The 21,973-nt window shown below is 73.7% G+C and carries 16 protein-coding genes and 1 pseudogene; 7 read left to right on the forward strand and 10 right to left on the reverse strand.

Features of this window, described 5'->3' with window-relative positions:
• The first annotated feature begins 224 nt into the window (after positions 1-224).
• Entirely contained in the window at positions 225-1,730 is a 1,506-nt protein-coding gene (locus ACTRO_RS45215; RefSeq protein WP_051450288.1) for a GNAT family N-acetyltransferase, read from the forward strand.
• A 226-nt stretch (positions 1,731-1,956) separates the two neighbouring features.
• On the opposite strand, the pseudogene ACTRO_RS49445 reads toward ACTRO_RS45215, so the two are convergent.
• Positions 1,957-2,454, reverse strand: a pseudogene (locus tag ACTRO_RS49445) (phosphotransferase); the annotation flags it as partial.
• A gap of 4 nt (positions 2,455-2,458) precedes the next feature.
• Entirely contained in the window at positions 2,459-3,241 is a 783-nt protein-coding gene (locus ACTRO_RS04225; RefSeq protein ID WP_034261259.1) for a class I SAM-dependent methyltransferase, read from the reverse strand.
• 270 nt (positions 3,242-3,511) lie between these two features.
• On the opposite strand from ACTRO_RS04225, the gene ACTRO_RS42730 reads away from it, so the two are divergent.
• Positions 3,512-4,207 (forward strand): DUF1707 SHOCT-like domain-containing protein, encoded by a 696-nt coding sequence (locus ACTRO_RS42730; RefSeq protein ID WP_051450289.1) that lies wholly within the window; start codon positions 3,512-3,514, stop codon positions 4,205-4,207.
• A gap of 63 nt (positions 4,208-4,270) precedes the next feature.
• On the opposite strand, the gene ACTRO_RS42735 is transcribed toward ACTRO_RS42730, so the two are convergent.
• A complete protein-coding gene (locus tag ACTRO_RS42735) occupies positions 4,271-5,086 on the reverse strand; it encodes a hypothetical protein (protein ID WP_051450290.1) in 816 nt (271 codons plus the stop codon).
• Positions 5,087-5,225: 139 nt separating this feature from the next.
• On the opposite strand from ACTRO_RS42735, the gene ACTRO_RS04245 reads away from it, so the two are divergent.
• Positions 5,226-5,693, forward strand: coding sequence for a pyridoxamine 5'-phosphate oxidase family protein (locus ACTRO_RS04245; RefSeq protein WP_034261261.1), 468 nt, complete (start codon positions 5,226-5,228; stop codon positions 5,691-5,693).
• A 49-nt stretch (positions 5,694-5,742) separates the two neighbouring features.
• Here the strand turns inward: ACTRO_RS04245 and ACTRO_RS04250 are convergent, their stop codons facing one another.
• From ACTRO_RS04250 to ACTRO_RS04260, 4 genes are all read right to left on the reverse strand, one after another.
• Positions 5,743-8,748: a penicillin acylase family protein gene (locus ACTRO_RS04250; RefSeq protein WP_084315959.1), complete on the reverse strand. Its 3,006-nt coding sequence runs from the start codon at positions 8,746-8,748 to the stop codon at positions 5,743-5,745.
• A 335-nt stretch (positions 8,749-9,083) separates the two neighbouring features.
• On the reverse strand, positions 9,084-9,230 hold the full coding sequence (locus ACTRO_RS46795; RefSeq protein ID WP_157435749.1) for a SapB/AmfS family lanthipeptide: 147 nt from the start codon (positions 9,228-9,230) through the stop codon (positions 9,084-9,086).
• Between the two features lie 119 nt (positions 9,231-9,349).
• Complete coding sequence (gene lanKC / locus ACTRO_RS04255) at positions 9,350-12,109, reverse strand: class III lanthionine synthetase LanKC (protein WP_051450291.1); 2,760 nt, start codon at positions 12,107-12,109, stop codon at positions 9,350-9,352.
• Positions 12,110-12,541: 432 nt separating this feature from the next.
• Positions 12,542-13,360, reverse strand: coding sequence for an alpha/beta fold hydrolase (locus tag ACTRO_RS04260; protein ID WP_211244091.1), 819 nt, complete (start codon positions 13,358-13,360; stop codon positions 12,542-12,544).
• 178 nt (positions 13,361-13,538) lie between these two features.
• Between ACTRO_RS04260 and ACTRO_RS04265 the strand changes: the two genes are divergently transcribed.
• The gene (locus tag ACTRO_RS04265) at positions 13,539-14,393 is read left to right on the forward strand and encodes a helix-turn-helix transcriptional regulator (RefSeq protein WP_034273059.1); all 855 of its coding nucleotides are present in this window, start codon (positions 13,539-13,541) and stop codon (positions 14,391-14,393) included.
• Between the two features lie 111 nt (positions 14,394-14,504).
• Here the strand turns inward: ACTRO_RS04265 and ACTRO_RS04270 are convergent, their stop codons facing one another.
• Positions 14,505-15,386 carry an NAD-dependent epimerase/dehydratase family protein gene (locus tag ACTRO_RS04270; protein ID WP_034261268.1) on the reverse strand — a complete coding sequence of 294 codons (882 nt, stop codon included), beginning with the start codon at positions 15,384-15,386 and terminating at the stop codon, positions 14,505-14,507.
• Positions 15,387-15,470: 84 nt separating this feature from the next.
• Between ACTRO_RS04270 and ACTRO_RS04275 the strand changes: the two genes are divergently transcribed.
• On the forward strand, positions 15,471-16,049 hold the full coding sequence (locus tag ACTRO_RS04275) for a TetR/AcrR family transcriptional regulator (RefSeq protein WP_034261270.1): 579 nt from the start codon (positions 15,471-15,473) through the stop codon (positions 16,047-16,049).
• Between the two features lie 175 nt (positions 16,050-16,224).
• Here the strand turns inward: ACTRO_RS04275 and ACTRO_RS04280 are convergent, their stop codons facing one another.
• Positions 16,225-19,029: an ABC transporter permease gene (locus tag ACTRO_RS04280; protein WP_034261272.1), complete on the reverse strand. Its 2,805-nt coding sequence runs from the start codon at positions 19,027-19,029 to the stop codon at positions 16,225-16,227.
• Entirely contained in the window at positions 19,017-19,751 is a 735-nt protein-coding gene (locus ACTRO_RS04285) for an ABC transporter ATP-binding protein (protein WP_063627923.1), read from the reverse strand. Before ACTRO_RS04285 ends, ACTRO_RS04280 begins: the two co-directional genes overlap by 13 nt.
• Positions 19,752-19,919: 168 nt before the next feature.
• Here ACTRO_RS04285 and ACTRO_RS04290 point away from each other — a divergent pair, with 168 nt between their 5' ends.
• Positions 19,920-21,131, forward strand: coding sequence for a histidine kinase (locus ACTRO_RS04290; RefSeq protein ID WP_034261277.1), 1,212 nt, complete (start codon positions 19,920-19,922; stop codon positions 21,129-21,131).
• Positions 21,128-21,844 (forward strand): response regulator, encoded by a 717-nt coding sequence (locus tag ACTRO_RS04295; RefSeq protein WP_051450293.1) that lies wholly within the window; start codon positions 21,128-21,130, stop codon positions 21,842-21,844. The genes ACTRO_RS04290 and ACTRO_RS04295 overlap by 4 nt, the downstream gene beginning before the upstream one ends.
• Positions 21,845-21,973 lie beyond the last annotated feature (129 nt).

Here is a 21,973-nt window from a genome sequence, read left to right on the forward strand (position 1 = left end):
CTGGACGTGCCCTGTTGCGGGCGGGCGCCGTATTCTCGGTTGTGGCCGGCCTGGATCGGGGCTAATATCCGGGCCGTGCGTTGATCCGATCTCTCCTTCCGCGCCCCGTCGCGGGCCTTGTGCCGCGTCGCGGCCGGTGCCTTGCGCGCGCCCTTCGGCCCGCGCGGTACCGAAGCCCTGAAGCCTCTGTCGAAGCCTGGCTTTTCGAAGTGGAGAGATCACCCATGTTCGTTTCTTCCTCCCTGCCTGCCCGCATTTCCGTGTCGGGGCTGCAGGACCGCCTTCCCGACGTGCTCGCGCGGCGCTGGTCGCTGCCGGGCGTCGAGGTGACGCCGCTGCCCGGCGGCATGAGTTCGCACGTGTGGTCCGTGGCCACCCCGGCCGGGCGCCGCGTGGTCAAGGCCGTCATCGACACCGTCGGCGAGCACTTCGCGCGCGGGCTGGCCGCCGCCGCGCGGGTGCAGGCCGGCGGGGTGGCCGCGGGCGCGCCGGTCGCGTGCGCCGACGGCGCCTTGACCGCTGACTGCGGCGGGTACTCGCTCGCGCTGCTCACGCACGTACCCGGCGAGCCGATCCTCGGGCGCGGCCCGCGGGATCTGCGGCTCATCGGCGACACCCTGGCCCGCGCGCACCTGGCGCCCGGCCCGATCGAGGCGCGCGCGCAGCTCTCCCCGGCGCTCGACCTCGGCCCGCACACGGCCGTGCGCCCGTGGGTGCGTCCCGCGCTCGACCGCGTCCAGCAGGCTGCTGCCGACTTGGACGCGGCGTCGCTGACGTGGGGTGAGCTGCACGGCGACCCGGCGGGCGAGTCGTTCCTGCTCGACGCGGGCACCGGGGAGTGCGGCCTGATCGACTGGGGCGCCTACCAGGTCGGGCCGCGCGTGTTCGACCTGGCCTCGGCGGTGATGTACGCCGGCGGGATCGGGCATGCCGACGCGCTGGTCGCCGGGTATCTCGAGCGTGAGCCGGTGGGCGCGGGCGAGCTCGAGCGGGCGCTCGAGACGCTGCTGGCGTGGCGGTGGGCGGGTCAGGCCTCGTATTTCGCGTGGCGGATCGCGCACCGCGAGATGACCGGGATCGCGGACGCGGCGGAGAACGAGAAGGGCCTGGCGGACGCGAAGGCGTTCCTGGAGCCGGTGCGGATCCGGGCGTATCAGGCGTCGGACGAGGCGTCGTGGCTGCGCTGCCGGGCGCTCGCGTTCCTCGACACCTGCTACTACGACGACGTGTGGCGCCGCAAGCCCGCAGCGGCCGACGGCGTCGCGGAGAGCGTCGAGCTCGTCGCCGTGGACGGGGACGAGGTGGTCGCGATCCTGGACGTGGCGGTGCGCGGGGATCTCGCGACGATCGAGAACGTGTGCGTGCTGCCGGCGTATCGCGGCTCGGGCCTGGCGACGCGGCTGCTGGACGAGGCGTGCGCGCGCCTGGCCGGGAGCGGGGCGCGGGTCCTGGACGCGTGGACGCGGGAGGACGCCGCGGCGATCGGCTGGTATCAGGCGCGCGGGTTCGCCGAGGAGTTCACGTATCTGCACGTGTACACCCCGTACCGGGGTGGCGCCGGGATGGTCGAGGCACGTGCGCCGTACCGGCCGGTGGTCGTGTTCGCGCATGCCGACCGCGAGCACGAGGCGCAGGCGCGAGCCGAGTACGAGCGGGTCTACGTGTGCCGCCGGATGATGCGGGCCTTCCCGTCGGCCTGCGCCGCTCAGGAGCCTGAGACAGCGTCCTGATCCGGTCCGCCGAGACCGCCCGCGCTGCCGAGGCCACCCGCCGCGCTCTCGCGGGCGAGCAGCGCGCGCAGGCGGGCGGTCTCGGCGCCGGAGAGGTGCGGGTCGAGCAGCTCTCGCGCACCGCGTCGGGGATGCGCGGGCCCGGGTCGGTCCGGGCCGCGCGGCGCAGGGCCCTGGCGTAGGTGCGGCACAGCAGGCGCCCGGCGGTGGTGGGCAGGTCGGCGGTGGCGACGGTGACGAGCGTCTTGGCGAGGTCGAACGCGGGATCGCCGGCGGCGGCATTCGCCCAGTCGATCACCACCGGGCCCTGGCGGGTCGCGATGACGTTGCCGGGGTGCAGGTCCAGGTGCAGCACGGCGCGGCGCGCCGGGGCCGGCCCGGTCTGGGCGCGCGGCGCTTCGAGCCAGTCGGGGGCTTCGATCGCCGCGAGCTGATCGTGCAGGTGTGCGAGGAGCCGGGCGCTTGAGCGCAGCGTCCACGGGCGCCGCTGCAGCTGTTCGAGCAGGGTCGGCCCGGCCAGGCGCTGCATGACCATGCTGTCCTCGTCGGCGTCGAGGACGCACGGGACGGGGTAGCCCTGTCCGGCGAGGTACGCCATGATCTTCGCGTCCCGCAGGGTGCGGGAGGTGCCGGGGATGCGTGCGCGGCGTAGCACGGTGGCGTCGTCGAGGGCGTAGACGTCGGCCTCGCGGCCGCGGGCGAGCAGGACGGGTTCGGTCGTCATCGGGTCAGGCTGCTGCCGCGGGCCGCTTGCGGGCCTCGATCAGGAAGCGGGTGGTGGTGGCCTGGAAGGGTCCTTCCTTCTGGATCTGCTCGTGCAGCTCGCGCAGCCGCGGCCGGTACTGCGCGACGGTGAAGCCGGGCACCATCCAGATGACCTTGCGCAGGAAGTAGACGACCGCGCCGATGTCGCGGAACTCGGTGTGCAGGCGCTCCAGGCGCAGGTCGACGACCTCGAGTCCGGCCGCTTCGGCTTCGGCGCGGGCGTCGTCGGGGTGGCGCCAGCGGGGCGCGTCGGGTTGCGGGCCGAGGAAGTACTCGATGATCTCGACGACGCTGGCGGGCCCGACCTGCTGGGAGAAGAAGAGACCGCCGGGTTCGAGGACGCGGGCGATCTCGGGCCAGTCGTTGGCGACCGGGTGGCGGGAGGTGACGAGGTCGAACGCGGCGTCGGCGAAGGGCAGCGGGCCGCCTTCGGGCACGGCGACGACCACGACGCCGCGCGGGCGCAGCCGCCGGGTGGCGCGGGCGAGGTTGGGCGGCCAGGACTCGGTCGCGGCGGCGACCGGCGGGAGGGTCTCGGCGCCGTCGAGGACTTCGCCGCCGCCGGTGTCGAGGTCGAGCGAGGCGCGCGCGGCGGCGAGGCGTGCGGCCATCTGCCGCTGGTAGCCCCAGGAGGGGCGCTGCTCGGTGGCGCGCCCGTCGAGCCAGGAGAAGTCCCAGCCGTCCACGGAGACGGCATCGGCCTCGGCCACGAGCTGTTCGAAGGTGCGGGTCGTCTCGGCTGTCACGTTTGGCCATCCTGCCGCACCGCTCCCGCGCGCGCCACCGGATAAGCGTGCTGTGACCGGGCCGGGGGTGCGGCGGTGCGCGGCCCGGCTGCTCTAGCGTCCCGATCCGGAAATTCGCTGCATGAGAAATCGGTTCCAGCGTTCGTCTGGCAAGGCGCCGGGATGCCCTCATACTCGCCTCGTCTGTGGGCATTTCGGCAACGCGGCCAGACGGGCGCTGGGGCCGATTTCCGCAGCGGGTTTCCGGTGAGGGACACTAGGCTTTCGCCCATGGGCAGCGACGAGGCGCAGCGCGATCCGCGGATGATGCGGGTCTCGCACGCGGACCGGGACCGGGTGGTGGAGATCCTGCGGGACGCGGCCGGGGAGGGGCGGCTGGAGGCGGACGAGCTCGATCAGCGGGTGGAGGCGGCCCTTACGGCGCGCACGTTCGCCGACTTCGAGGAGCTCGTGGCGGACCTGCCGACCGCCGACCCGCCCCGGCCGGTGAGCACGCTGCCCGCCGTCCCGGCGGCGTCTTCGCCGGCGCCGGTGGACGCGGCGGCGGACGGTGCGGTGCGCTGGGAGGTGCGCGGACTGCAGCTGCGCCGCGAGGGCGCCTGGCAGGTGCCCGAATTGCTCGAGCTCGACGTCGCCGGGGGCAGCGCGCGGCTGGACTACAGCCAGGCGCGGCTGCCCGAGGGCGGGTCGTCGGTGCTGCGGGTGGCGGTGCACGGCGGTTCGGTGCGCCTGATCCTGCCGGCGGGCATCGCCGTGGACACCTCCGGGGTCGAGGGCTACGGCGGGCGGGTGCGCGACCGCGCCTCGCGCCGCGCCGTGCCAGGCGCGCCGGCCGGCCACGTGATCACGGTCGTGGGCGAGATCCACGGCGGGAGCCTGAAGATCCTGCCGGTCTCGGCGAACCCGCGCGGCCACCACCACGACCGGCACGCGCGCCGGCGCGAGGCGCGCAACCGCCGCATCTGACCCGTCCTCAGCCGCCCTCAGCCCTCGATGTCCTAGAAGCCCCCGGAATCCCTCGAATCGGGCCTACGCGCCGAACGAGTCCCGCAGCAGCGCGTCGAGCTGCTCGAGCAGGTCCTCCGGGGGCGGCGGCGCGGCCGGTTCGCGGGCGGCCAGCGTGCGCCAGGCGCGCCGTCCCTCGTCGATCGCCGCGCGCAGCGCCGCGGCGATGGCCGCGGGGTCGGCGGGTGCGGCGGTGGCGTGGACGGCGGCTAGGGCCCGGGCGCCCAGATCGCTCTCGGCCGCGCGCGAGGGGGTGAGCCAGTGCCCGGTGGCCTGTTCGGCGGTGCGCACCATCCACAGCAGGTTGCGTTGCGCGTAGCCGAGGGCGTCGAGGGCGCGCAGCAGCTCGCCGCGGCGCAGCACGTTCGCGGCCAGGGCGAGCCAGTTGACCCAGGGGTCGCAGTACTCGGCGACGAAGCGTTCGGGCCCGGGCAGCGGCGCGCGTTCGGGCAGCGCGGTCAGGGCGGGAAGCAGCCGGCCTGACCGGTCGACGATCACGACGCGTTCGAGCGGTCCGGGGCGCTCGGGCCAGGAGGCGATCTCGGGGTAGGCGTCGGTGGTGGCGAAGTGGAACTCGCCGCGCACCAGGCCCGTGAAGAACGCGACGTGCGAGCCGAACTCGTTGAGCAGCACGTAGGAGACCGGGTGCCCGAGCGCGCCGATCCAGGCGCGCGGGTCGGTCGCGGCGCGCGCTTCGGGAGTGAGGAAGAGCCAGAACTCGACGTCGCTGTGGGCGTCGGCCTCGTCCTTGACGAAGGAGCCGTACATCAGGGCCGCGTCGATGCCGGGGTCGGCGGCCGCGGCGGCGCGCACCGCGGCGATCAGTTCGTATTGCAGCATCCGCGCAGTCGACCACGCCCCGCGCCCTTGCGGCCACCGTTTTTCCGCGCGCGACCCCGTAGAGCGCCGGCTGATAGCGTGGCCCCGCGATCATCCCGGGCCATGTGCCCGGGCACGACGAGGGGAAGAGGAGAGGGCCGTGACCGTGCAGCCGCCGCGCGACGGAGCCACCCGCAAGCAGCACGTGCTGCACCTGCTCGCCAGCGAGATCGACGCGTGGGTCGCCACCGCCGACGAGCAGGGCGAGGTGTGCCAGATCCCGCTCTCCTTCCTCTGGCACGACGGGCGGCTGGTGTTCGCGACCCCCGAGGGCTCGGCCACCGGGCGCAACCTGGCCCGCTCCGGCCGGGTGCGCCTCGCCCTCGGCGCCACCCGCGACGTCGTGCTGATCCAGGGCACCGTCACCGCCGTCGCGTCGGCGGACCTGGAGGCGGCGGTCGGCGACGCGTTCGCCGCCCGCCACACCTGGGACCCGCGCGCAGACACCGCCGGGAAAGCCGGGTCGTACGCGTTCTACTTCGTCACCCCGCTGACCGTGCAGGCCTGGCGCGAGGCCAACGAGCTCAAGGGCAGGACCCTGATGCGCGACGGCGCCTGGCTGGTGTAGCCGGGCGCCGTCGCGGTCTGACTCATCTGTATCTATCCGGGGTTCGCACTCACCCGCCGGTCGCGAACTGCACGACCTGCTGGTAGGTCGGGCGGTTCTGCCAGGTGGTCTGCGGCTCGGTGATCCCGCCGAGCGGGTCCTGCACGATCGAGTCGGCGCACCACTGGTTGCCGGCCGAGCAGTACGAGTCGGCCGGGTAGACGGTGGAGGCGGACTCGGCGGCTGCGGCCGAGAGCGAGGAGAGCAGGGCCGTGCGGCACGCGCTCAGGGACCCGCCGCCGCAGTAGGTGACCGGAAGCGCGTCGGTGACCGGCTGGCCGAGCACGGAGCGCAGGTCCTTGCTGACGTAGCCCCACCAGCCGAACTGCCAGGACGAGCCCTTGTGCGACTGGGCGGCGTTGTCCGAGGCCACCGCCCCGGCCACCGGGATCTGCTGCCCGCCGGAGGGCGAGTCGTTGGTCTGCATGTCGGCGTCGAGGGCGTCGAACAGGCCTGTGCCCATGCCGGGTTGGAACTCGGCGGTGAGCAGCATCGGCCACCACGCGTCGAGCAGCTCGATCGCGGCGGAGTTCTGGAAGCCGGTGGCCCCGGCGGAGGTCGGCAAGATCTGCGAGCCGGCGTTCATCCAGGTGGTCAGTTCCGCGACGAGGGTCTTCTGGGTGGCGTCGGTGACGGGCGAGGAGTTGATCACCTGCAGCAGCAGCGGCAGGACCTCTTTCGCGCGCAGGTCGGTCAGCGCGGCGGACTCCATCACCTTCACCAGCGCCGACTCGGTGAACTTCGAGCCGGTCGCCAGGTAGTTGCTGATGCCGGTGTCGAGCAGGTCGACGCGTTGGACCGGGCCGTAGCTGTAGTTGCCGTCGGCGGCCGAGTAGTCCGGGGCCTGCTTGTTGTTCCAGGAGACGTAGTAGTCCTGGTCGGTGGAGTTGGGGTGGGCGGTGGCGGGCAGGTCCTGGGAGGTTCCGGCGGTCGGGTTCCAGCCGGGCCACTCGTCGGCCGCGTCGCCCCACAGCGGGAGGTTCGGGTCGGTGCCCGCGGCGCGCGCGGGGTCGAGCCCGGAGTTGAAGTACGCGGTGTGCGCGGAGTTGACGTAGAACCAGTTGAAGTCGAAGTCGACGTTCGCGGCGGCCTGTTCGAACCCTGCGGGGGTGGACATGAGCGAGGGGTCGTTGAACTCCATGAACCCGATCGCGGAGTCCGCCTCGTGCATGTAGGTGGAGCGTTGCACGGTGTAGGCCACGGGTTTCCCGCCGACGGTCGCGCGGTCCTCGACCAGGCCGTAGTCGGTGCGGTACATCACGAGGCTGTAGGAGCCGGCGGAGGTCTCGTCGGCGAGGGTCGGGCTCCACGAGTCGTTCGCCACGATCGGCTGCATCGCGACGCACGCGCCGTTCTCGATGTACGCGTTCGAGGACGTGGTCGGGGCGGAGCCGTCGGTGTTGCACAGCTGCACGGCGAAGGTGTCCGCGGTGCCCTGCTCGCCGGAGGTGGCCGACCACGCGTAGGAGGGGCCGCGGCCCATCTGGACGTAGAAGTTCAGCCCGGCGAAGGAGACCCCGCGGGCGCTCAGGCCCGGGCCCTGGATCTCCTCGAGCATCAGCAGCTGCGGGGCGAAGTACCCGGTCTGCGGTCCGAACACGGCCTCGGGGTGGCCGGAGGAGGTGTCGGCGCCGGAGACGACCAGGGCGTTGGACATGCCCGGGTGCTGCTGGCCGGGAGCGGGCAGGTCGACGCCTTGCAGGGCGCCGGCGTTGAACATCCCGGCGAGCGAGGAGGCCTTCGAGCGCAGTGACGCCGGCAGCTTCGGGGTGACCGCGGCCAGCTGCTTCGCGGTGACGGCCGAGGTCGGTTTCGCTGAGGGCGCGGCCGCGGTGGCCGCTGCGGCCGTGCCCTTGGCCGCGGCGGCCTGTGCGGAGGAGGTCACGCCGGTGCCGGTGGCGTTCTGCACGATCTGCGCGGCCTGTACGGAGCCGGAGTCGGGCATGGCCTGGCCGTTCTCGCCGGTGGCCTCGCCGTAGGGGAAGGACTGGCCGTCGTGCAGGGTGGTGGTGGCCTCGGTGTCGTTCTGCTCGCGCAGCCCGCTCCAGAGCGCGTCGCCCGCCGCCGTGCCGTACTCCTGTTCGGCGGCCTCCTTGACGAGGGCGGACTGCAGCTGCGCGCCGCCGCCGTTGCCGAACAGGGCGCCGATGACCCCGGCCATCGCGATCAGGTCGGTCTCGGTGAACGGCTGCATCGACTGGGCGGCGAGGTCGTACTCGCCGGGGAAGTCGTCGGCGGCCTTGACCTGCGCGATGTAGGCGTTGACGCCGCCGAGGTAGGAGTCGATGTCGGTCTTGACCTGCGCGCCGGCGGTGCCGTCGGCGGCCAGGGCGTTGACCTGGGCCTGCAGGTCGGCGGGGGTGTAGGGGGCGCCGCGCCACAGGTTCTGCTCGAGTGCCTGGTTGCCGGCGTCGCCCCCGGCGAAGGAGGTCAGCTCGCCGCGGCCGAGGTGGCGCAGCACGTCCATCACCCACAGCCGGTCCTCGGCGCCGGCGTATCCGGCGCCGTATTCGGTCTCGGCGCGGGTCTGGCCGGTGATGTGCGCGATCCCGAGCTTGTCGCGCAGGATCGTCACCCCGGTCTCGGGCGTCTCGGTGCGGGTGACGCTGCCGGAGGGCACGCCGAGGGCGGAGGAGTTGTAGAACTGGGTCAGCTGCGCGTCGGTCAGGCCGGTGGAGGAGGTCACCAGGTTCTGGTAGGCCGGGAGCTGGTCCTCGTTGTTGCTCGGGCGGATGCCGAAGGCCTTGAACAGCAGGATCTGGGCGAGGGTCTCGGCGCCGTTCTCCCCGGGCGGCAGGATGTCGTAGCAGGCGCCGGCGCAGTCGTCGGCGACGGCGGACGCGCTCGCGCGCGCGGTGGCGGGGGAGGCGCCGGCCGCGGTGGCCGCGGCCAGGGCGAGCGCGGCGAGCAGGGCGGTGGCGGCGCGCCGTCGCCGGCGGGTGCGGGCCGGGCGCGGGATCGGCGGGGGTGTGGTGGTGGCGGGGGTGCGCGGTGAGCGTCGTCGGTCGGTGCGCATGGTGTCCCTCCCGGGGCATGTGGGAGTGCACGGGAAGTTACGGTGGTCTTCCGCCCCGTCAAATTACTCGCAGGTAAGTTAAAGCGTCTGCCAAGCAGGGCCCTGGTATCGGTCAAAACATGAACGCGAATCATGGTTCGGCGAAGGGGCGGGCGACGGACGGCGCGGGCCGGCGCGCTCCCGGCGTAACCGGAACGGAACCGGCCCGCTCTCGCCGCCCGGGGCCCGAACTGGGACCCTGAGCGTGCGCGCGCGGCCGGCCTGTGAGCGTAGGAGGTTCACAGACCGGCCGCGCTTAGCACCGTGCTACCGCATCAGGCAGCGATGCGCAGCGACTACAGGCAGAGCAGCACGCTGGCGGTGCTGTCGCACAGCAGCAGGCTGACTTCGCTGCCGCCCTCGCCGCCGCCGCCGTGGCCGCCGCCGTGTCCACCCTTGGTGGCGGACTGGGCCTCGAGCGCCTGCAGGTCGAGCAGGGACATGGTTCCTCCATGAGGTCTGGGGAGCACGGCGGGAGCCGCGCCACCCTTGAGTGGTACCTGAAGGTGGTGCCGGTGGTGCTGTTCCGACCCCCGTCGCCGGGGGCGGTCTGTGGGCGGCGTCACCGCGCCGCGCGGGGAGGGGCCGAGGCGGGCTCGGCCAGGGGGAGGGCGACCGGCGCGGTGTGCAGCGCGGCGCCGAGGGCGAGCAGCACGCCGGCCGCTCCGGTGGCCAGGTCGGTCGAGAGCCGGTGCAGCTGGTCGCCGGGGAAGGAGAGCGCCGCGTCGTGCGCCACGGCGTGCCAGGCCAGCCGCCGGGCTTGGCCGGCCACGGCCGGTCCCGGGCCGCCGCCCCGCCGCCGGGGCCAGGGCCCGGTCCCGGCGGCGGGTGGTGCGGCGTCCGTGGTGGCGGACGCGGGCCGCCGCGGGGCGTCGGTTGCGGCCGAGGGGGCCGAGACGCCCGCGGCGGTAGGCGCCGCGAGTCCGGTGCCGCCGGATCCGGGCCCGTCCGTGGGGCGCGCGGCGGGATCGGCGGCGGCCAGCGCCAGCACGAGTCCGGCGCGTCCGTGGAAGAGCCCGGCTTGGGCGTAGAACCGGGAGTTCGAGGCGCGGTCGATGTCCGCGACGGCGGCGGCGAGGTCCGCCTCCTCGCGGTGGGCCAGCAGGCGGCGGGCGGCCAGGCCGATCCCGGCGCTGCCGTCGGCGAGGTAGGGCAGGGCCCGCCAGCCCTCGTCCACCCGCAGCGAGCCGTCGGCGTTGCGCACGCAGCGGGCCAGGTCCAGGCGCAGCGCGGCGCCGGCGCGGGTGAGCCAGTCGGCGTCCCCGGTCTGCTCGAAGAGCCGGACGAACAGCAGCGCGGGTCCGCTCGCGCCGTGCATGAGGCCGGCGCGGCGTTGGGGGGCTTCTGGCCGGCGGTCGCGGGCCGCGTCCTGGGCGAGCAGCTCCGCGGCCAGGCGCCCGGCTTCGAGCGCGGCGGCGAGCAGGGCGGCGTCGCCCGTGCGGGCGGCGAAGTGGGTCAAGCCCAGGCCGAATCCGGCCAGGCCGTCGTGCAGGTCCGGGCCGATGCGCTGCCAGCGCTCGTCCAGCGCCTGCTCGAGCAGGAGGTCAGCGGTGTCCGCGCGGCCGAGCACGTCCAGGGTGACGGCGATGCCGAGGGCGCCGCCGTACAGGCCGACACCGGTGTCCTTCGGCAGGTCCCCAGCCCGTTTGGCGAGCCATGCGATGTGCTCCTCGGGCACCGGGGCGCCGGTGGCGTGCAGGGCGTAGAGCACGCCCGCGGCTCCGTGTGCGAGCCCGAGGCCGCCGCCGGGTCCGGTGAACTGGGCGACGTCGCCGGGGTAGAGCCGGTCTTCGCGCTCGGGGGTGGCGGTGGCGAGGATGCCGGCGGCCAGGGATGCGCGCAGCGCCGGCCAGTCGAGGGCCGCGAGGGCTGCGCCGGGGTCGAACGGGGGTATGTCCGGCGCCTCGGGTATCCCCGCGGTGATCACGGCGACGGCCTCGTCGAGGAAGGCGGCGGGCACGTCCGGGAACTCGGCCGCGATCGTGCGCGCCATGGCCGTGGTCCGGGCCCGGTCCAGCGGCAGCAGCGCGGTCAGCGGCAGGAACAGCGCCAGGCGCAGGCAGGCGAGCGCGTAGCGGTCCACCGCCGGGCCGGCCGTGCCCTTCGGGGCCTGGAAGGCGCGGGAGGCGAGGGTCTGGGTGCGGGCCTGCTCGGTGAACGCGGCGACCTCGAAGTCGATCAGGGTCACGGTGTCGTCCGGGCGGACCATGATGTTGAACAGGTGCAGGTCGTTGAACACGATCCCGCGTTCGTGCAGCGCCGCGACGGCCGCCTCGACCTTCGCCTGGATTCCGAGCGCCCACGTCGTGTAGGTGCGCAGCGCCTCGGGGTCCGGGTCGGCCGCGGCGAGCGGGTAGCGCTCGGCGAAGTGGTTGTTGAGGGTCTTGCCGGGCACGTATTCGAGCACGAGGAAGCGGTGCTCGCCGAGGGTGAAGGCCTCGACCACCTCGGGCCCGGCGCCCGTGCCGGCGGCGCGTTCGAGCACTGCGCGCTCGGCCTCGAGCCGGGCGACCGCGTCGCGCCCGTCGGCCAGCAGCCCGGCGTGCGGGCGGCCCTCCTTGAGTACGACCTCGCGCCCGCTGCGGGTGTCGGTGGCCTGGTAGACCCCGCCGCCGTTGGAGAAGTGCAGCGCCTTGTGCACCGTGTAGGGCAGGTCCGCCAGGTTCGCGTCGGCACGCGCCGCCAGGTGCGAGGTGAGGAACCCCGGGAGCGTCACCCACTCGGGCGGGGAGAAGACCGGGGTGCGCCGGTCCGGCACCAGGTGCCCGTCCGGGTGGGCGAGCGCCGGGACCGACTCGCCGGTCTCGGTCAGCACCCGGCGCGGGACGAAGGAGCCGTAGCGCACGTACACCGGGCCCGCGCCCACCCGCAGGTCGCTGAGGATGTAGGGGCCGGGCGTGCCGGCCAGGGCCTGATCGAGCAGGGCGACGGCGCGCTCGAGCTCGTCCTCGTCGCGGGGGTAGACGGTCACGAACTTCCCGGAGCCCCCGCGCTCGGCGTACTTGGAGTTGCGCAGGAACAGCATGCCGCGCGAACGCAGGAACTTGAACGGCAGCCGCGCCGCCGCACACGTCTCCCACACCAGGTCCAGCACCCGCTCGGCGTCCTGCGGGGTGGCCGAGACGTGGATCTTCCAGCCCTGCTCCGGCAGGCCGTGCCCGTCCGGCAGCACGTGCCACCAGTCCCCGTTCGGCCCGGCGCTCCAGCCGGCCGGGGCCGGGCGGCGCACCTGCGGGAAGGGAGGCGTGAGGTCCTCGCGCAGCGCCGGGTGGTCGTAGAAGTACGGGTCGGCGAGGCAGTACGCCTCATACCGTCTGTCCATAACTACGTCCTCCCCTAGCTTCCCCTGGCCGATCATCCGCGAGCGCGGCCCGCCGTGGGCGGCGGCGCCGGACGATGGTGCGTTGTCCCGCTCGGCGAGATTTATTTCAGCCGCGGCGGCGCACGGACAAGACAGCGCACAGCCCCGTTATGCGCCCCTGCCGTCGAGTACGGCCTCCCACACGGGTGACGTTTAGCGCATGCGGCGCCGAATGGAGTAGTTGACGAAGCGGCGGTGAGCAGGGGGAAGTGTGGTACCACAGGGGACCTGGAAGATCGCACATACGTTTCAGCGTTCGCGGGGAGTGCGGGCCACCCGCTGCCGCGCCGATGCCCCGTGCACGCCGCCCCGAGCGCCGGTTCCCGACGGCGCGTCAGCTCACGCGCCGCCGGGAGGCGCCCGTCGTGCGCGCCGCGGGCCGACTCAGGACCCTTACTGATCCTCTTCGGTCAGGAAGTCGCGCACCAGCCGCACGAACTCCTCCGGCCGCTCACGCATCAGGAGGTGGCCGCAGTCCACCTCCGCGTAGCCGGCGCCGGGCACCGCCGCGGCGAAGGCCCGGGCCTGCTCCGGCGCAACCAGCGTGTCCTGGCCGCAGCCGATCACCAGCGTCGGCGCGGAGATCCGCGGCAGCAGGCCCCACACGTCCAGGGACGCGACCAGCGCGAGCTGGCGCAGCCGGCCCGGCGCCGGCGGGTAGAGCCCGTCGAGCCCGATCCCCGCCGCGTCGAGCATCCCGAGCTGCCCGCGGCTGAAGGCGACCATCATCGCGAACCGGGAGAACGCGGCCGGGTCCCCGGCCAGCCCGGTCCAGACCGTGAGCAGGTTGCGCATATAAGCGTCGGGCGCGCCCAGCCCCGCGACCGGCACCAGCCGGTGCACCAGCTCCGGCCGCGTCGCGGCGAGCTCGGCGGCCACCGACCCGCCGAGCGAGTGGCCCACCACGTCCGCCGGCCCCCGGCCCAGGTCGCCGATCACCGCCGCGACCTGCCCGGCGAGCAGCGTGACGGTCAGCTCGCCCCCGTCATCGCGCGCCGCGTCGCTCCCGGAGAGGTCCGGCAGCACCACGGTGCGCACGTCCGCGAACTCCTCCGCCACCCCCTCCCACGAACCCGACCCCTCGTTCGTCCCGTGCACCAGCACGAGCGGGCGCCCCGAGCCGAACACCCGGTAGGGCACCACCGCCCCACCCACCTTGATCTCCCTGGTCTGCGCGTTGTTGATGTCAGTGATCTCAGTCATCTTGTTCATGTCGATCAGTGTGCTGAGCCCTGGCCGCGATGAGGAGCGGAGAGATGTTCCTAGGAGCGACGATCCCTGTCTCCGGCTCCTGGCTCCTTGTTCTCCGCTCCCGGTTCTCAATCCTCAGTCCTCAGCTCTCGCTTCTCGGCCGCGGCGCAGAGCGGACCGGGCGGAGAGGATGGTGGACATGACGATGCAGCGCGACGAGCTGGCCGACTTCCTGCGCCGTTGCCGCGAACGGCTCGCGCCGCAGGAGGTCGGCCTGCCCGCCGGAGCGCACCGGCGCACCCCCGGGCTGCGAAGGGAGGAGCTGGCCACCCTCGCCGGAGTCTCACCCGACTATGTCGTGCGTCTCGAGCAGGCCCGCAGTTCCCAGCCCTCGCCCCAGCTGCTCGCCGCGCTCGCCCGCGCGCTGCGCCTGACCGCGGACGAGCGCGACCACCTTTATCTCCTATCCGGCCACCGCCCGCCCGAGCCCGACCGCGCCGGTGAACAGGTGCGCCCCGCGCTGCTCTACCTGCTCGAGTGCCTGGAGGCCACCCCGGCGCAGCTGCTGACCGACCTCGGCGACCTGCTCGCGCAGAACGCGTTGGCCGAAGCGCTCTTCGGCTGCGTGTGCACGATCGCGGAGCCGGACCGCAACGTCGTGTGGCGCTGGTTCACCGACCTGGGCATGCGCGAGGCCTACCCCGAAGACGAGCACGAGGACCTCAGCCGCCAGCACGTCGCCGACCTGCGCGCCGCAGCCGCCCGCCGCGGCCACGACCGCGCCTCGCGCGAACTCGTCGCCCGCCTCGAATCCGCCAGCAAGGAGTTCGCCGACCTGTGGCCACGCCACGAGGTCGCCGTGCGCCGGGCCAGCCGCCTGCGCGTAAGCAACCCGTCCGTCGGCCCGATCGAGTTCGACTTCGAACTCCTCCACACCCGCGCCGCCGACCAGCACCTGCGCCTGTTCACCGCGCCCCCCGCCTCACCGAGCATCGAAGCCCTCGAACTCCTGCGCGTCATCGGCCCCGAGACCGCCCACCGCAGCCACCGCTGACCGCGCTGCGGCGCTGACGGCCGCCGGCCGACCGCAACCCGCATCGGGCCTCGTCGTCCGCAGCCGGCCGCGACCGGCGCAGGCCGGCCGCGCCTCCGCGTCCATCTCGTCTCAGGGCTCGATGTTCTCCAGATCCTCGAGCAGGCTCGGCCCGACCGGAAGCCAGCCCAGGGCCGCGCGGGTGTGTTCGGACGAGGCCGGCTGGTCCATCGCGAAGATCGGACCGAACGGGCCGAAGGTCTCCTGCGGCACGGCCTCGACCGGCAGGCGCAGACGCCGGCCGATGACCGCCGCGATGTCGCGTACCGCATCGCCCTCGTCGGCCACCGCGTGCCAGGAGGTTCCGGCCGGAGCCGACTCCAGCGCCAGGCGGAAGAGCACCGCCGCGTCCCGGGCGTGCACCGCGGGCCAGCGCTGGGCGCCGTCGCCCGGGTAGCCGGCCACCCCGGTGCGCCGCGCCGCGTCGACCATCAGCCCCGCGAACCCGCCCCGGCCCCGGTCGTGCACCGTGCGCGGCATCCGCACCGCCGAGCTGCGCACCCCTTGCGAAGCCAGCTCCAGCAGTTCGTTGACCGTCCGGCCCCGGTCGCCCACCGGCCCGTCGGTGGGCAGCGGATCGGACTCGGTGGCCGGGCGCCCGGCTATCCACGGCGTGCCCGAAACCGTGACGATCGGCCGGCCGCTGCCCACGAGCTCCGCGCCGAGCGCGGTCCGGGCGGCACGCTCCTCGGCCAGCGCGCGGGCGAGCGCGTCCGGGTCGCCGTACTCGCGGCTGAAGGCGAGGCTGATCACGCCGTCGGCCCGGGCAGCGCCGGTCCGCAGGATGTCGAGGTCCTCGATCCGGCCGCGCAGCACCTCGGCCCCGGCCGCGGTGAGGGCGAGCGCGGAGGTGTCCGAGCGGGCGAGCGCGAGGACGGTGTGGCCGTTGGCCAGCAGCTCGGCGACGACGGCGGTGCCGATGGTGCCGGTGCCGCCGGTGACGAAGACGTGCATGGTTCTCCCGAGATCGATGGGACTCTTGTCCCATCACTCTAGCGCGGTGATGGGACAAGAGTCCCATGCCCTAGGATGGACCCCATGGCGCGATGGCAACCGGGAGCGACCCAGCGGCTCGTCGTCGCGGCCGTGGAACTGTTCAACGAGCAGGGCTACGACGCCACCACGGTCGCGCAGATCGCCGAGCGCGCCGGGGTGACCAAGAGCACCTTCTTCCGGCACTTCTCAGACAAGCGCGAACTGCTCGTCGCCGGGCAGGAGACCCTCAGCCGGCTGCTGGCCGACGGGATCGGCGAGGCGCCGGCGACCGCGAGCCCGCTCGAGGCGGTCGCCGCGGGCCTGGTGCGCGCGTCGAGCGAGATGGGCCCGGCGAACCGCGAACTCGGCCCCGGCCTGAAGGCGGCCGTCGCCGCGAGCACCGAGCTGCAGGAACGCGACGCCCTCAAAAGCGTCGGCCTCGCCGCCGCCATGAGAAAAGCGCTGGTCGAGCGCGGCGTGCCCGACCCGACCGCGCATCTGGCCGCCGAGTTGGGCGTCCTGGCGTTCAAGCGCGGCTACGCGCACTGGTCCGAAGCCGCCCGCGACGACGGCGAAGGCCTCGCCCCGCACGCCCTCGCAGCCCTCGACGACCTGCGCGCCGCGACCGCGACCCTCGGCTGACACCCCGCCACCCCGCCACCCCGCTCGCTGCCGCCGAACGCCGGCGCCCGGCCGATCCAGCCCTTTCGGCCTGGCTGGGGTGGCGGCCGCGGCGGCAGGACGCCGTCACCGAGCTTAGCCCCGGCTCCTACCGCTGACGGCCGCCACCCTGAACCCCGGCTGACCAGTGTCAGCCTCACTCGATCCGCGTGCGGCCGAGCCGCTCCTGCTCCCTGCCTGCGAAGAGCCACCCGCCCGCTGTGGCGGCTGCGGGCAGGGCGAGCAGGACCAGCAGCAGGTCCGTGCCTGGCACTTCACGCAGCCGTTCGAGTGCTTCGATGCCGAAGAACGCCACCGTGTCCACATACGCGATCACCGTTCCTCCCACTGCGGCGAGCAGCGCGAGCACGCCGGCCGTGGTGGCGGTGATGCCGCGGCGGGTACGGCCCCGGGCTCCGGACGCGGTCAGAATGCGCAGGTCGCCCGCCGATTCGGCGCGGATGAGCCCGACCATCATGGCGAGCACGCCGAGAGCGATGAGGATGCCGGCGACGGTGGCGTCGTCGCGGACCTCGGCCAGCGACGGAGCCTCGCTGCGCACCTCCACCGTCATCCCCGCGGCCAGCGCCATCTGCCGCGCGGAGTTGATCTGCAGCGCGGTCAGCGGCTGCGGTGCCTGGATCAGCCAGGCGGAGGTCGGCTCGACCGTCAGCTCGAGCGAGTGCACCGCGTGCTCGGAGACCAGGAGGTTCGGGTCCGCTGTGTCGGTGGGCAGCGCGGACAGCGTCTGCACTGACGGGTTCAGCGCCTGAGCGGTCCGGCCGTCCGGGCCGCTGAAGTCCCCGTAGAGCAGAAACAGTCCGGACAGGCCCTGCAAGCCCGGCCGCGAGGTGATCAGCATCGTCGTGGCCTGGATCGAGTGCGGGTCGATGCCGTAATGCGCGAGGAGCGCAGGGGTGGCGACGAACAGGCTGCCCGAGTCGCCGCTGGTCTTCTGCGGCGTCTTGTGCATCAGGTCGGCCGCCACCGGCTGCAGCGCGAGGACGTCGCGGCTGCCGAGCATCGCGGCGATCGCGGTGGCGTGCCGGGTCAGGGCCGCGGTGTCCTGGGCCGGGGAGCCGCCGTTCGGTCCCCGGCCGGTGCCGGGACCGTCGTTCGGCGCGTACACGACCAGTTGGTCGGACGGCAGGTTGGGGCCGAAGTAGTCGATCGGATCGCTGTAGCGGCCGGTGGTGATGAGGGTGACGAGCACCGCGATCAGCACGGCCAGGCTGCCGGCCGCCAGAGCCGCGGCCGAGCGGACGCGGTACCGGGACAGATCGCGCAGCGCGAGCTTGGCGGCCGGCGGCAGCCGGCGCGCCGGGCCGGCCAGCCGCGCCACGGCGAAGGGCGCCGCCAGCGCCAGGCCCAGTGCGCTCAGCAGCAGCCCGCCGAGCTGGAAGAACGCTGCGCGGCCTCCTTGGGCGCCCCAGCCGCCGGAAGTGGCGAGCAGCACCGGTGCGCCGATCAGCAGCACCAGCGGGGGCGTCACCGATCGGTGGATCGCGACGGGCGGGGCCGGCCGGTCGGAGAGCGCTGAGACGATCGGCATCCTGGCGACGGCGTGCGCCGGGCGCCACGCGGCCGTCGTCGCGCAGACCACGGCGAGGATCGCCACGCAGACCAGCAGCCACCAGGGCACAGCGGTCCACGGCACGAGGTGCCCGGCGTTGCGCGAGAAGCGGGGAGCGTAGGCGATCCAGGCCGCGAGGCCCAGCCCCGTGCCGAGCACCGCGCCGAGCGCGCCGGTGAACGCCCCGTCGGCCATGACGGTCAGTCGGATGTCGCGTTCGGTGGCGCCGAGCGCGGCGAGCATGCCCAAGGCGCGCTGACGTCGACGCGCCAGGGCGGCGAACCCGGCGACCGCCACCAGTCCGGTGAAGACCAGCGCGAGGACGGCGACCGCGAGCACGATGATCTCCGGCGTGATGCCGGACGACGCCTGCGGGGCCTGCGCGGTCATCCCGTCCGGCAGCGCGCCCGCCGCCAGCTCGGCCGGCGAGGCGTCGAAGAGCACGGTCACCGTGTCCGCCGGCCCGAGCGCCGCGCCCGGGCCGAGCCGGCCCGGACCGGCGAGGGCGAACTCGTCGTCGAGGTTCAGCGGGTCCTGCACGATGCCGACGACGCTGAGCGCGTCGCCGTTCTCGTGCCAGACGCCGCCGACATGCAGCCCCAGCGTGTCCGCCAGCGAGCCGGTCACGGCGATCTGCCCGGCGGCCGTCGGGTAGCTCCCGGAGACCAGGGAGAGCATCGGCCGCCCGTATCCGCCGTCAGGGTCCTGGGTACGCAGCTCAGCCCCCTGGGACAGGCCGGTGTCCAGGTTCCGGTTCTCGATCACGTCGAGCGTGCCGAATCGTGAGCGCAGCGCGGCGAGGTCGTCGGCGAGGCGCGGGTCTCCGCCGGCGAGTTGTACCGCGTGGTTCGCGGAACCGAAGCCTTGGTTCGAGGGCGGCGACGCGTCGACCGCGACGGCCGAGCCGACCACGGTGCCCGCGACCGCCAGCGTGATCAGCGCCGACACGATCACATGCTGACGCCACTCGCGGCGGAAGAGCCGCCACGCCCATCGCAGCATCGCGCGCCGCGCGCTCGCTCGCGGCGTCGTGCGGTCGGCGGGGTCCTTGGTCTGGGTGGGCGAGCCGCCCTCACGGTCCTCGCCTTCGCCTTCCGTGGAGTCGCGCTTCCACACGTCCCACCGGCCGGTGTCCCGCACGGCTCGTGCATACGCGCCACCGACGACGCCGACGAGCCAGTCCATGCTCATACCCTGCTTGGCCCCATCGGGCAGAAACGACAGGCCCACGGCGACTACGGACGCGATCGCGAGCCAACGCCACGAGATCGAGAACCGCTTCTGGGCGCCGGCCGGGGTGCCGGCCTCGGCGTCGCTGCCCGCGCGCAGCAGCCGAAGCCACCCCAGCATCGCGCCGAGGATGAGGAAGACGATGCTCAGCCGTTCCATGCGACCGCGCCGCCTTCCTCGACCATCTGACCGTCCTTCAGGTGCACCACTCGGTGCGCCAGGGATGCCAGCTTCGCGTCGTGCGTGACGACGACCGCGCCGACGCCGGCACGCTCGCACGCGTCGGCGAGCAGCCGCATGACCGCCTCGCCGTTGGCGGAGTCCAGCGCCCCGGACGGCTCGTCCGCCAGCAGCAGCTTCCGGCCGCCGACGACCGCGCGGGCGATGGCCACCCGCTGGCGCTCGCCGCCGGACAGCTCGTCGGGGAAGGCGTCGACGCGCTCTTCCAGACCGAGCCGGCCGAGGGCGTCGACCGCCTCGGCCCGGGCCTTGCGGGCCGGCACCCCGTCCAACTCCAGTGGCATCGACACGTTCTCGGCCGCGGTCAGCCCGGCGAGCAGGTTGTAGTCCTGGAAGACGAACCCGATCGTGCGCCGCCGCAGCCGGGCGCGCTCGCCGCGAGAGAGGCCGGCCACGTTCCGGCCGGCGATGAAGACCTCTCCACTGCTCGGCTCCTCGAGGCTGCCGGCGACGGTCAGCAGCGAGCTCTTGCCCGAGCCGCTCGGACCCATCACCGCGACCATCGTGCCGGCGTCGACCACGAGGTCGACGCCGCGCAGCGCGTGCACCTCACCCGCGCCGCGGCCGTAGCGCTTCGCGACGCCGCGCAGCTCCAGCAGGCCGGACGGCCCGTCCCCGCCTACTCCAGTTGTTCCCTTCACGGAACCCTCCCAGTGCGTGTGTGGGCCTCCAGGCTGCTGGAACGCGCGCCTACGCCTCTTCTGCGCACGGTTGGATTTCGACGGCGGGCTCGGCCTCCACCCAGGGTTAGAGGCGTCTCTGCCTCCGGGTAGAGGTGCACGCTCCGGACCTGGCCGTACGATCGGACGGTGAGCACAGAACCCGCGGCGGCGCAGACCATTGACGCACTGGTGCGGGCACGCCGTACTCAGGACGCGATCTCACGGTGGATGCGCGCGCTCGGGCCGATCCTCACCATCGCCGTCGTGCTCGACGTCCTGCGCACGCAGCCGGGGCCGGGGTTCACCGGGGACGGGATGGAGGTCTTTTTCATGACCTGCGCGTTCGTCGCAGGCGCCCTCGGTACGCAGTACCGAGAACGCGGCTCGCGCAGCCACAACGCCTCCGCTGTCCTGCTCGTCATCGCGTCCGTCGGGCTGATGAAGGTGCAGTCGAATCACACCGGTTACATCGCCTTGTTCGTGGCGCTGTTCCTGCTGGCGCGGCGCCTGCCGACGCGCTTGGCGACCGCGTTGTCCGCGATCGCCGTGGGCTTCCTGGTGCTGGCCGGGGCGACCACACAGCGCGAATCGACCTTCTCCTCGCTGCTCAGCGCGCTCACGATCGGCGGATTCGTCGGACTGACCATGCTGACCCAGCACCTGCGCGAGGCGAACGAGCAGGCCGAGCGCCGGCTCGACGAGTTCGAGCGCACCCGGGCCGCCGAGACGCGGGCGGCCGCCCTGGCCGAACGGCAGCATCTCGCGCGCGAGATGCACGACGTGCTCGCGCATTCGCTCTCCGGCCTGATGATCCAGCTCGAGGCCGCACGGCTGCTCGCCTGCCAGGACGGCGACGACCCGCGGCTGCCGGAGACGATCGAACGTGCCCACCGGCTCGGCAAGTCAGGCCTCGATGAGGCGCGACGCGCCATCGAGATGCTGCGCGGGGACGACCTGCCCGGCCCCGACCAGTTGCCCGGGCTCGCCCGCCGCTGCGAGGAGAACCTGGGCATACCGTGCCCCCTGACCTACGTCGGCGAGCCGCACGAGCTGTCCTCCGAAGCCAGGCTCGCCGTCTACCGGGTCGCGCAGGAGGCGCTGACGAACGTCGCCAAGCACGCCCGCGGCCCGGAGCGGGTCGAGATGCGGCTCGCCTACGAGCCCGACGGAGCCGAGCTGAGCATCGAGGACTTCTCCGCCGACCTCGCCGTCGCCGACCACCCGTCGTCGATTACCGAGCCCGTGGGTGAGGGCTACGGGCTGACCGGTATGCGCGAGCGCGCCGAACTGCTGGGCGGCACCCTCGATGCCGGTCCGACCGAGACCGGCTTCCGCGTCGTCCTGAAGGTGCCCTCATGACGGAAGCGACAGACCAGACCGGGTCTACGCGGTCGACGGACACGCCGCCGATCAGGGTGCTGACCGCCGACGACCAGCGCGTGGTACGCGAGGGGCTGGCCATGCTGCTCGGGCTGATGCCGGGCGTGGAAGTGGTCGGCGCGGCCAAGGACGGCCTGGAGGTGCTCCAGCTCGCCGCCTCGGCCCGGCCCGACGTCGTCCTGATGGACCTGCGCATGCCGCACTGCGACGGCATCGAGGCCACCCGCCGGCTGCGCGAACAGTACCCTGAGATCAAGGTCATCGCGCTGACCACGTACGCCGACGACCGGTCGGTGCTCGACGCCCTACGCGCCGGCGCCCGCGGCTACCTCACCAAGGACTCCGGCGCGGCGGAAATCCACCAGGCGCTGCAGACAGTCGTCGAAGACCGCTCGGCGATCGACCCGGCCGTTCAGCACCATCTCGTCGCCGCAATCGCCGCCCCCGCCCAGCCCACCGCCGGCGCCGCCCCGGCCGCGCCCCCGGCGCCCGCCGGGCTCACCCCGCGCGAGCTGGAAGTCCTCGCGCTCATCGCGGCGGGCCTGACGAACGCCGAGATCGCCGGTCGGCTGTTCGTCAGCGAGGGCACGGTCAAGAGCCACATCAACCACCTGCTGACGAAGATCGGCGCCCGCGACCGCGCGCAGGCCGTCTCCTACGCCTACCGGCACGGTCTCGCCGGAACCGGCTGAACCCGCGGGCGGGCCGAGCGGTAGTGCAGGCCGCGCCGGGAGGTCAGTCACGCCAGCTGCGACAGGCCTCCGCGGGAAAATCAGCACTCGATGACATTGAGCTGCCCGACATCATGCCCAGTCCGTTCT

Origin of the sequence: Actinospica robiniae DSM 44927, from assembly GCF_000504285.1 — a bacterium.
Classification (GTDB): Bacteria; Actinomycetota; Actinomycetes; order Streptomycetales; family Catenulisporaceae; genus Actinospica; species Actinospica robiniae.